General features: G+C 70.1%; 7 protein-coding genes. 1 reads left to right on the top strand and 6 read right to left on the bottom strand.

Going from position 1 to position 10,607, the window contains the following annotated elements; translation table 11 throughout:
- Positions 1 to 110: 110 nt before the first annotated feature.
- The 6 genes from ABZ370_RS35585 to ABZ370_RS35560 form a co-directional block, all read right to left on the bottom strand.
- Positions 111 to 782, bottom strand: a complete 672-nt coding sequence (locus ABZ370_RS35585; RefSeq protein WP_358629752.1) for a FadR/GntR family transcriptional regulator — start codon at positions 780 to 782, stop codon at positions 111 to 113.
- A gap of 123 nt (positions 783 to 905) precedes the next feature.
- The gene (locus ABZ370_RS35580) at positions 906 to 1,376 is read right to left on the bottom strand and encodes a hypothetical protein (protein ID WP_358629749.1); all 471 of its coding nucleotides are present in this window, start codon (positions 1,374 to 1,376) and stop codon (positions 906 to 908) included.
- Between the two features lie 265 nt (positions 1,377 to 1,641).
- Positions 1,642 to 3,252, bottom strand: a complete 1,611-nt coding sequence (locus ABZ370_RS35575; protein ID WP_358629746.1) for a glycerol-3-phosphate dehydrogenase/oxidase — start codon at positions 3,250 to 3,252, stop codon at positions 1,642 to 1,644.
- Between the two features lie 6 nt (positions 3,253 to 3,258).
- Positions 3,259 to 4,806, bottom strand: coding sequence for a glycerol kinase GlpK (gene glpK, locus ABZ370_RS35570; protein WP_358629743.1), 1,548 nt, complete (start codon positions 4,804 to 4,806; stop codon positions 3,259 to 3,261).
- A gap of 37 nt (positions 4,807 to 4,843) precedes the next feature.
- A complete protein-coding gene (locus ABZ370_RS35565) occupies positions 4,844 to 5,638 on the bottom strand; it encodes an MIP/aquaporin family protein (protein ID WP_358629740.1) in 795 nt (264 codons plus the stop codon).
- Between the two features lie 361 nt (positions 5,639 to 5,999).
- Entirely contained in the window at positions 6,000 to 6,764 is a 765-nt protein-coding gene (locus ABZ370_RS35560; RefSeq protein WP_358629737.1) for an IclR family transcriptional regulator, read from the bottom strand.
- Positions 6,765 to 6,999: 235 nt separating this feature from the next.
- Here ABZ370_RS35560 and metH point away from each other — a divergent pair, with 235 nt between their 5' ends.
- Complete coding sequence (metH, locus tag ABZ370_RS35555) at positions 7,000 to 10,506, top strand: methionine synthase (protein ID WP_358629734.1); 3,507 nt, start codon at positions 7,000 to 7,002, stop codon at positions 10,504 to 10,506.
- The last annotated feature ends 101 nt before the right edge of the window (positions 10,507 to 10,607 follow it).

Below are 10,607 nucleotides of genomic sequence, written 5' to 3'. Positions count from 1 at the left end.
GTCGGGGCGGCGCTGCGCCGCCATCCAGCCCCTCCGGCGTTTGAGGAGCGGGGGTCGGGGCGGGGCCCCGGGTCGGATAGGGGCGGGGTGGGGGACAGACCCCCGGGGCCTCACAGCGTGGACCGCAGCCACTGCTCCACGCTCGCGACATGCACCGTCGCCCACGACCGCGCCGCCTCCGCGTCGCGGTCCCGGAGCGCGCTCAGGATCGCGCGGTGTTCGTGGAGGGTGCGGCTGACCGCGTCCTCCTGGGTGAGGCCGCGCCAGACGCGGGCGCGGGTCGTGGGGCCGGAGAGCCCGTCCAGGAGGGAGCAGAGCACCGAATTCCCCGACGCGTGGACGATCCCCCGGTGGAATTCGAGGTCGCAGGCGACCAGTTCCTCCACCGACGGCGTCTGCCCCAGCGCGTCCAGCTGGGCGTCGAGGGCGTCCAGCTGGACATCGCTGATCCGGCTGCAGGCCTGCGCCGTGGCCGCGGGCTCCAGGATGCGGCGTACCGCCAGGAACTCCAGGACGGTGTCGTCCCGGTGGAAGTCCACGACGAAGCTCAGCGCCTCCAGCAGCAGCTGGGGGTCGAGGCTGGTGACGTACGTACCGTCGCCCTGCCGTACGTCGAGGATGCGGATCAGGGACAGCGCGCGGACGGCCTCGCGCAGTGAGTTGCGGGACAGGCCCAGATCCGCGGCCAGCTCGCTCTCCTTGGGAAGCCGGTCACCCGGGCGCAGCGCACCCGAGACGATCATGCCCTTGATTTTTTCGATCGCCTCGTCGGTGACCGCCATGATGGACCTCCGGGTCAAACATCCGATGTATGGGTCCATTATGACGCGCGCGGACCGGCGGCGTCTTCGAGGGACGCCGCCGGTCCGTTGTCGGTTGCCGCCGAGCGGCTCGGAAGAAGGGGCTCAGAAGGTGAAGGGGCCCGGTGACTGCGCCGAGGTGGAGGTGCAGTTCACCGTGATCAGACCGAAGATCACCAGCTTCAGCGACTTGGCCTCCAGTACATCACCGGCGGCCACGGTGCCCTTGAGCGGGCCGGTGGTCACATCGGCGCCGGTCTTGATGGCCGGGTTGGAATTGCCGGTGAACGTCGTGGTGCCGGAGCCGTTCTTCGACAGCGTCAGGGTCGAGCTGACCGCGCCCGCCGGGACGTCGATCGGCGCCTTGATCGCACCCGAGGACAGGGTGATGGTCGCGGCGGTGCCGCTCTGCGTGGCCGTCAGCGTCGCGAGACCCGAACCGTACGTTCCGCAGTCGGCCGTCAGGGTCGCGGTGGTCGGGGTGACCGCGACCGCGCTCGGCGCCAGCGCGAGCGCGCCGGCGGCCAGTGCTGCTGCTCCCATTGCCGTGCCTATCCCGAGCTTGATGCTTCTCATGGGGGACTGCCTTCCGGGTGGGGGAAGTGAGCGGTGGGTTTGTGGGGGGTGCGCCCGCGCAATCTGACTGTCCGTCACGCGTGGACGGAAAGCTATTGATGCGCGTGGCGCCGAAGAAGGCAAGAGTGATTCCGCGATTTTTTAACTCGCGAGTAAGGTCCCGCCTGCCGCCGAAGCCTCCCGCGCAGCCTCACGTACGGCCCCCGCACACACGACGGCTGGGTGAGGAGAAACGTCTCCTCACCCAGCCGTCAACCAGAAGACTTCAGCCCCGCTTGGCCAGCAGCTCCTCCACCCGGCCGCGAATGCCCTCGTCGTCCAGACCGCGGATCGTCAGCGTGGTGCGGCGCCGCAGTACGTCGTCCGCCGTCTGCGCCCACTCGTGGTCCCGGGCGTAGACGACCTGGGCCCAGATTTCCGGGGCGTCCGGGTGAATCCGCTCGGCGAGCGCCGCGTCCCCGCTCGCCAGCCGCGCGATGTCGAAGGAGAGCGAACCGTAGTGGGTCGCCAGGTGGCGCGCGGTGTCCGCGGCCATGCGCGGGCCGGGCGTACCGCCGTCCACCATCAGCCGGTGGGCGACAGCGTGCGGATTGGCGAGCCCGGGCAGCGGCATGTGCTTGGGCAGCTGCCCGATCGGCTCCATGTCGTCCGCGAGCGGACGCCCCGGCAGCTGGGCGAGCTTGCTCATCACCGTGCGGCCGATGTGGCGGAAGGTGGTCCACTTACCGCCGGCTATCGAGAGCATGCCGCCCTTGCCCTCGGTGACGACCGTCTCCCGCTTGGCCTTGGCGGTGTCGCCGGGGCCGCCCGGCAGCACCCGCAGCCCCGCGAACGAGTACGTGATCAGGTCGCGGGAGAGCTGCTGGTCGCGGATGGAGAAGGCGGCCTCGTCCAGGATCTGGGCGGTGTCCGCCTCGTTGACCGCGACATCGGCCGGATCGCCCTCGAACGGCTCGTCGGTGGTGCCGAGCAGCAGCATGTCCTCCCAGGGGAGGGCGAAGGTGATGCGGTACTTGTCGATGGGCGTGGCCAGCGCCGCCCGCCACGGGGAGGTGCGCTTGAGGACCAGGTGAGCGCCCTTGGAGAGGCGGATGGACGGCGCCGCGCCCGGGTCCTCCATCCGGCGCAGGTGGTCCACCCAGGGGCCGGTGGCGTTGAGCACCAGCCGGGCGTCGACGCCGAACTCGGTGCCGTCGGTGCGGTCCTTCAGCTCCGCCCCGGTGACCCGGCCGTCCGTCTTGCGCAACCCGGTGACCTCGGCGTGGTTGAGGACGGTGGCGCCCGCGTCGACCGCGGCCCGGACCGTCATCAGGGCCATGCGGCTGTCGTTCATCTGCCCGTCGCCGTACACGGCGACCGCCCGCAGCCCCTCGGTGCGCAGCTCCGGGACGTCCCGCGCGGCCTTCTCGGCGTTGATCACATGACCGACGCCGTCGCGGAACGCGGACAGCGCCGAGTACGCGAAGACGCCCGCGCCCAGCTTGGCCGCGCCGTGCGGGCCGCCCTTGTAGACCGGCAGGTAGAAGGTGAGCGGGTTGGACAGGTGCGGCGCGACGCTGCGCGAGACCGCGCGCCGCTCGAAGTGGTTCTCGGCGACGAGCTTGACCGCGCCGGTCTGGAGGTAGCGCAGGCCGCCGTGGAGCAGCTTGGAGGAGGCGGAGGAGGTGGCGCCGGCGAAGTCGCCGGCGTCCACCATGGCCACCCGCAGTCCGGACTGCGCGGCGTGCCAGGCAGTGGTGATGCCCAGGATGCCGCCACCGATCACCAGGAGGTCGTACGAAGCCTTGGACAGCTGTTCCCGGGTTTCGGCGCGGGTCGGGTGCGAACCGGCAGCCGGGTGCGTCCCGAGGGAAGGGACGCTCTGCAGGGGGGTCATGTGAGATTACTCCTCGTCCTCGATCCAGCCCATGGTCCGCTGCACGGCCTTGAGCCAGCTCTTGTACTCGCGGTCCCGTACATCCGCGTCCATACGGGGGGTCCACTCGGCGGCCCGGCGCCAGTTGGCACGCAGCGCGTCGATGTCCGGCCAGAAGCCGACGGCCAGACCGGCGGCGTAGGCGGCGCCGAGACAGGTGGTCTCGGCGACCATCGGGCGCACCACGGGTGCGTCGAGGGCGTCCGAGAGGGTCTGCATCAGCAGGTTGTTGGAGGTCATTCCGCCGTCGACCTTGAGCGCGCTCAGCTCGACGCCGGAGTCCTTGGTCATCGCGTCGACGATCTCGCGGGTCTGCCAGGCGGTGGCCTCCAGCACGGCCCGCGCGATGTGCGCCTTGGTGACGTAGCGGGTCAGACCCGCGATCACGCCGCGCGCGTCGTCGCGCCAGTACGGGGCGAACAGCCCGGAGAACGCGGGCACGAAGTACGCGCCGCCGTTGTCCTCCACCGAACTGGCCAGGGTCTCGATCTCGGCGGCGCTGTTGATCAGCCCCATCTGGTCGCGCATCCACTGCACCAGCGAACCGGTGACCGCGATGGAGCCCTCCAGGGCGTACACCGGCTTCTGGTCGCCGATCCGGTAGCCGACGGTGGTCAGCAGGCCGTTGTAGGAGTTGACCGGCTCGTCGCCGGTGTTCATCAGCAGGAAGGTGCCGGTGCCGTACGTGGACTTGGCCTCGCCCTCGGCGAAACAGGTCTGGCCGAACAGGGCCGCCTGCTGGTCACCGAGCGCGGAGGCGACGGGCACGCCCTGGAGGATGCCCTCGGCGCTGCGCCCGTAGACCTCGGCGGAGGAGCGGATCTTCGGCAGCACGGCGGCCGGGATGTTCATCGACGTGAGGATCTTCGGGTCCCAGTCGAGGGTGTGCAGGTTCATCAGCATGGTGCGGGAGGCGTTGGTGACGTCGGTGACGTGCACCCCGCCGTTGACCCCGCCGGTCAGGTTCCAGATGACCCAGGAGTCCATGGTGCCGAAGAGGAGGTCACCGGCCTCGGCGCGCTCGCGCAGCCCCTCGACGTTGTCGAGCAGCCAGCGGATCTTGGGCCCGGCGAAGTAGGACGCCAGCGGGAGACCCGTCTCGCGGCGGAAGCGGTCCTGGCCGACGTTGCGGCCCAGCTCCCGGCAGAGGGCGTCGGTCCGGGTGTCCTGCCAGACCAGCGCGTTGTGCACCGGCTCGCCGGTGTTCTTGTCCCACAGCAGGGTGGTCTCGCGCTGGTTGGTGATGCCGATCGCCTTGACGTCGGCGGAGGTGATCTCGGCCTTGGTGATCGCGCCGGTCACGACCTCCTGCACGTTCTGCCAGATCTCGGCCGCGTTGTGTTCGACCCACCCCGGCTTGGGGAAAATCTGCTCGTGCTCCTTCTGGTCGACCGAGACGATGCGCCCGTCCCGGTCGAAGACGATGCAGCGGCTGGACGTGGTGCCCTGGTCGATGGCGGCGATGAACGGACCGTGTCCGTGGGAGGAGGCGCTCGTGGTGTGGGTGTCGGTCATGGTGGGTTGCTCTCCTGCGAGTCCGTTGGGGTGGGGGCTAGGCGAAGGCGATCTCGTAGATGCCGCCGGCGAGGGCTCCGCCGAGCAGCGGACCGACGACGGGAATCCAGGCGTAGCCCCAGTCCGAGCCGCCCTTGTTGGGCAGCGGCAGGAGGGCGTGCACGATGCGCGGACCCAGGTCACGCACCGGGTTGATGGCGTAGCCGGTCGGGCCGCCGAGCGAGAGGCCGATGCCGACCACGAACAGGGCGGTGATCAGGACGCCGAGCGTGCCCAGACCCTTGCCCTCGCCGTTCAGTCCCTGGGTGAGGATGCCGAGGACCAGCACGGCGGTGGCGATGATCTCGGTGGCCAGGTTCTGAGCGGTGTTCCGGATCTCCGGGCCGGTGGAGAAGACCCCCAGCACCGGGCCCGCGTCGGATGCCTCGGCGGTGTCGGCCTTCTTCGTGTCCTGGGCGCCCGGACCGCCGACGATCTCGCGGTCGGTGAGATGCGCCTGGAAGTGGCCCACGTAGGCGAGCCACACCAGCACCGCGCCGATGATGGCGCCGGTGATCTGGCCCAGGAAGTAGATCGGCACGTCGCCCCACTTGGTGCCGCCCTCGATCGCGAGGCCGAGGGTCACCGCCGGGTTGAGGTGCGCGCCGGAGAGCGGCGCCGATATGTATGCGCCGGTGAGGACGGCGAAGCCCCACCCGAAGGTGATCGCCAGCCATCCCGCGTCGAACGCCTTGGATCGCTTCAAGATAACGCCTGCGACGACACCACAGCCGAGCAGGGTGAGCACGGCGGTACCGATGGTCTCGCCGATGAAGATGTCGGAGCTGGACACCCGCGACTCCTTTGTCCTTCGTCCAGGGGAAGGCGAACCCCCGGTCCCGCCGAGGATTCGCGCCCTCTTGGGAGGGCGTTGGTCGGCCCGCGGCGAGTCCACCATAGCGAATATTGCCGTCAGGTGTTCGACAATGCCGACCGATGAACGGCAGTTTTCTTCACGGCGAAGACCCCGTCAAGGGTCGGGGGAGGAAAACTCTGGAGGATGTGAAACCGTGATGAATGACCATAGACCTGGGTCAAAAGTCCTGGTCAGGGCTTTCGCTCCAGGTCGGCGCCGGGGAGCGGCACAGGTCGGCCCGGGTCGGCACCGGGGGCGGGCCAAGGTCGGCCCGGGCCGGCGCCGGGAGCGGCCGGGGTCAGAAGCGCCCGGCGCCCAGATCGCGGGAGACCGCCCGCGCGCAGTCCCGTACGGCGGCGACCAGCTCGGAGCGGAGCTCCCCGTCCTCGCACACCCGCTCCACCGCACCCGCGATCCCCACGGCCCCCACCGGCAGCCGCCGCCGGTCGTGCACCGGGGCCGCGACCGAGGCGACGCCCTCCCAGGTCTCCTCCACGTCCGAGCCCCAGCCGCGCGCCCGGGTGAGCGCCAGGACGCCCTCGAACGCGTCCGTCTCGGTCACCGTGCGCTTGGTGAGCGGCTCCCGGACGCCCTCGGCCGCCTCGCTGTGTGCCACCGGGTCGTACGCGGACAGCACCTTGCCCAGGGCGGTGGAGTGCAGCGGCTGCATGGCGCCGACCTCCAGCACCTGACGGCTGTCGTCCGGCCGGAAGACATGGTGGACGATGAGCACACCCTGCTGGTGCAGTACGCCGAGGTAGACGCTCTCGCCGCTGGAGCGCGCCAGGTCGTCCGTCCACACCAGGGCGCGGGCGCGCAGCTCGTGGACGTCCAGATAGCTGTTGCCCAGCCGCAGCAGCTCGGCGCCCAGCTGATAGCGGCCCGAGTTCTCGTCCTGCTCGACGAACCCCTCCTGCTGGAGGGTGCGCAGGATGCCGTGGGCGGTCCCTTTGGCGAGGCCGAGGGTGGAGGCGATGTCGGACAGTCCCAGCCGGCGCTCGCCCCCGGCGAGCAGGCGTAGCATCGCGGCAGCCCGCTCCAACGACTGGATGTTCCGTGGCATCGCCAACCTCCTGACTGCGGTTCGACAATGCTGAACACTATCGGTCCATGTCGACTCCGCGGTACACACAGCCAAACGTAGATGATCACCAGCCCGCCGCGGCCGACCGGAGGATCTCCGTCCGGCTGATGGGACACCCGCCTCCCTCCGGCCCCTGGCAGCTAGGCTGGCCTGGTGCGCCCTCCCGAAGTGAGGGCGCAAAGCCGACAGCCGTCGCACTCCAGGGAGCACATCCATGGCCTCGCACACGTCATCGTCCGCATCCGCCGCCCGAGTCGACGCCTTCCGCGAGGCACTCGCCTCCCGGGTAGTCGTCGCCGACGGCGCGATGGGCACGATGCTTCAGGCGCAGGACCCCACGCTCGATGACTTCCAGCAGCTCGAAGGCTGCAACGAGATCCTCAACATCACCCGCCCCGACATCGTCCGCTCGGTCCACGACGCGTACTTCGCGGTGGGCGTGGACTGCGTGGAGACCAACACCTTCGGCGCCAACCACGCGGCGCTGGGCGAGTACGACATCCCCGAGCGGGTCTTCGAACTGTCCGAGGCGGGCGTCCGGATCGCCCGCGAGGTGGCGGACGAGTACACCGCCTCGACCGGGCAGCAGCGCTGGGTGCTGGGCTCGATGGGCCCGGGCACCAAGCTGCCGACGCTGGGCCACGCCCCGTACACCACGCTGCGCGACGCCTACCAGCAGAACGCCGAGGGCATGATCGCCGGTGGCGCGGACGCGCTGCTGGTGGAGACCACCCAGGACCTGCTGCAGACCAAGGCCTCGATCCTCGGCGCCCGCCGGGCCCTGGAGGTCACCGGCACGAACCTGCCGGTGATCTGCTCGGTCACCGTCGAGACCACCGGCACGATGCTGCTGGGCTCCGAGATCGGCGCGGCGCTTACCGCCCTGGAGCCGCTCGGCATCGACATGATCGGCCTCAACTGCGCGACCGGCCCGGCCGAGATGAGCGAGCACCTGCGCTACCTCGCCCGCCACTCGCGCATCCCGCTGTCCTGCATGCCGAACGCGGGCCTGCCGGTGCTCGGCAAGGACGGCGCCCACTACCCGCTCACCCCGGGCGAGCTGGCCGACGCCCAGGAGACCTTCGTCCGCGAGTACGGGATGTCCCTGGTCGGCGGCTGCTGCGGCACCACGCCCGAGCATCTGCGCCAGGTCGTCGAGCGGGTCCGTGACCTGACCCCGACCGCGCGCGAGCCGCGCCCCGAGCCGGGCGCCGCGTCGCTGTACCAGACGGTGCCGTTCCGCCAGGACACCTCGTACCTGGCCATCGGCGAGCGGACGAACGCCAACGGGTCGAAGAAGTTCCGCGAGGCCATGCTGGAGGCCCGCTGGGACGACTGCGTGGAGCTGGCCCGCGAGCAGATCCGCGAAGGCGCCCACCTGCTCGACCTGTGCGTCGACTACGTCGGCCGCGACGGCGTCGCCGACATGCAGGAGCTGGCGGGCCGCTTCGCCACCGCCTCCACCCTGCCCATCGTGCTGGACTCCACCGAGGTGGACGTCATCCAGGCAGGTCTGGAGAAGCTGGGCGGCCGGGCCGTCATCAACTCGGTCAACTACGAGGACGGCGACGGCCCCGAGTCCCGCTTCGCCAAGGTCACCCAGCTCGCCCGCGAGCACGGCGCCGCGCTGATCGCGCTGACCATCGACGAGGTGGGCCAGGCGCGCACGCCGGAGAAGAAGGTCGAGATCGCCCAGCGGATCATCGCCGACCTCACCGGCAACTGGGGCATCCACGAGTCGGACATCCTCATCGACACCCTGACCTTCACCATCTGTACCGGTCAGGAGGAGTCCCGCAAGGACGGCATCGCCACCATCGAGGCGATCCGCGAGCTCAAGCGCCGCCACCCGGACGTGCAGACGACGCTGGGCCTGTCGAACATCTCCTTCGGCCTCAACCCGGCCGCCCGCATCCTGCTCAACTCCGTCTTCCTGGACGAATGCGTCAAGGCCGGGCTGGACTCGGCGATCGTGCACGCGTCCAAGATCCTCCCGATCGCGCGGTTCGACGACGAGCAGGTCACCACGGCCCTCGACCTGATCTACGACCGCCGCGCCGAGGACTACGACCCGCTGCAGAAGCTGATGGCGCTCTTCGAGGGCGCCACCGCGAAGTCCCTCAAGGCGGGCAAGGCAGAGGAACTGCTGGCCCTGCCGCTGGACGAGCGCCTGCAGCGGCGCATCATCGACGGCGAGCGCAAGGGGCTGGAGGCCGACCTCGACGAAGCCCTCACCGAGCGGCCCGCCCTCGACATCGTCAACCAGACGCTGCTGGAGGGTATGAAGGTCGTCGGCGAGCTCTTCGGCTCCGGCCAGATGCAGCTGCCGTTCGTGCTCCAGTCCGCCGAGGTGATGAAGACCGCGGTGGCCCACCTGGAGCCGCACATGGAGAAGACGGACGACGACGGCAAGGGCACGATCGTGCTCGCCACCGTCCGCGGCGACGTCCACGACATCGGCAAGAACCTCGTCGACATCATCCTCTCCAACAACGGCTACAACGTCGTCAACCTCGGCATCAAGCAGCCGGTCTCCGCGATCCTGGACGCCGCCAAGGAGAACCGCGCCGACGTCATCGGCATGTCCGGCCTGCTGGTGAAGTCCACCGTGATCATGAAGGAGAACCTTCAGGAGCTGAACCAGCGCAAGCTGGCCTCCGACTACCCCGTCATCCTCGGCGGCGCCGCCCTCACCCGTGCCTACGTCGAACAGGATCTCCACGAGATCTACGAGGGCGAGGTCCGCTACGCCCGCGACGCCTTCGAGGGGCTGCGCCTGATGGACGCCCTCATCGCCGTCAAGCGCGGCGTCCCCGGCGCGGAGCTGCCCGCGCTCAAGCAGCGCCGGGTGCCCAAGCGGAACACGGCGCTGAGCGACCCGGAGCCGGAGGGCCCCTCGCGCTCGGATGTCGCCACCGACAACCCGGTGCCCACCCCGCCCTTCTGGGGCACCCGCGTCGTCAAGGGCATCCAGCAGGTCGACTACGCCACCTGGCTGGACGAGGGCGCGCTGTTCAAGGGCCAGTGGGGGCTGAAGGAGGCCCGCACGGGCGACGGCCCGAGCTACGCGGAGCTGGTGGAGTCCGAGGGACGCCCGCGGCTGCGCGGCTGGCTGGACAAGCTGCGTACGGAGAACCTGCTGGAGGCCGCCGTGGTCTACGGCTACTTCCCCTGCGTCTCCAAGGGCGACGACCTGGTCCTGCTCAACGAGGACGGCAGCGAGCGGACCCGCTTCACCTTCCCGCGCCAGCGCCGCGGCCGCCGCCTGTGCATGGCGGACTTCTTCCGGCCCGAGGAGTCCGGCGAGACCGATGTGGTCGGCCTCCAGGTGGTCACCGTCGGCTCGAAGATCGGCGAGGCGACCGCCGAGCTGTTCGCCGCCGACTCCTACCGCGACTACCTGGAGCTGCACGGGCTGTCCGTGCAGCTCGCCGAGGCGCTGGCCGAGTACTGGCACGCCCGGGTCCGGGCCGAGCTGGGCTACGCCGGTGAGGACCCCGGCGACATCGAGGACATGTTCGCGCTGAAGTACCGCGGCGCGCGCTTCTCGCTCGGCTACGGCGCCTGCCCCGACCTGGAAGACCGGGCGAAGATCGCCGATCTGCTGGAGCCGGAGCGGATCGGGGTGAAGCTCTCCGAGGAGTTCCAGCTGCACCCCGAGCAGTCGACCGACGCGATCGTCATTCATCACCCGGAGGCCAAGTACTTCAACGCTCGGTAATGGGAGCGCCTTCCAGGGGCGCCGCGACGCGACGCGTCGTAGACTGGTCGATCCGGTAGAGGCCGGTCGTCTTCCACATCGTGGAAGGGGGCCGGCCTTCG

The sequence above is a fragment of the Streptomyces sp. NPDC005962 genome, from assembly GCF_040629205.1.
Taxonomy (GTDB): domain Bacteria; phylum Actinomycetota; class Actinomycetes; order Streptomycetales; family Streptomycetaceae; genus Streptomyces.
Note: the sequence above shows the minus strand (reverse complement) of the source record. Positions and strands in the feature narration are given on the sequence as shown.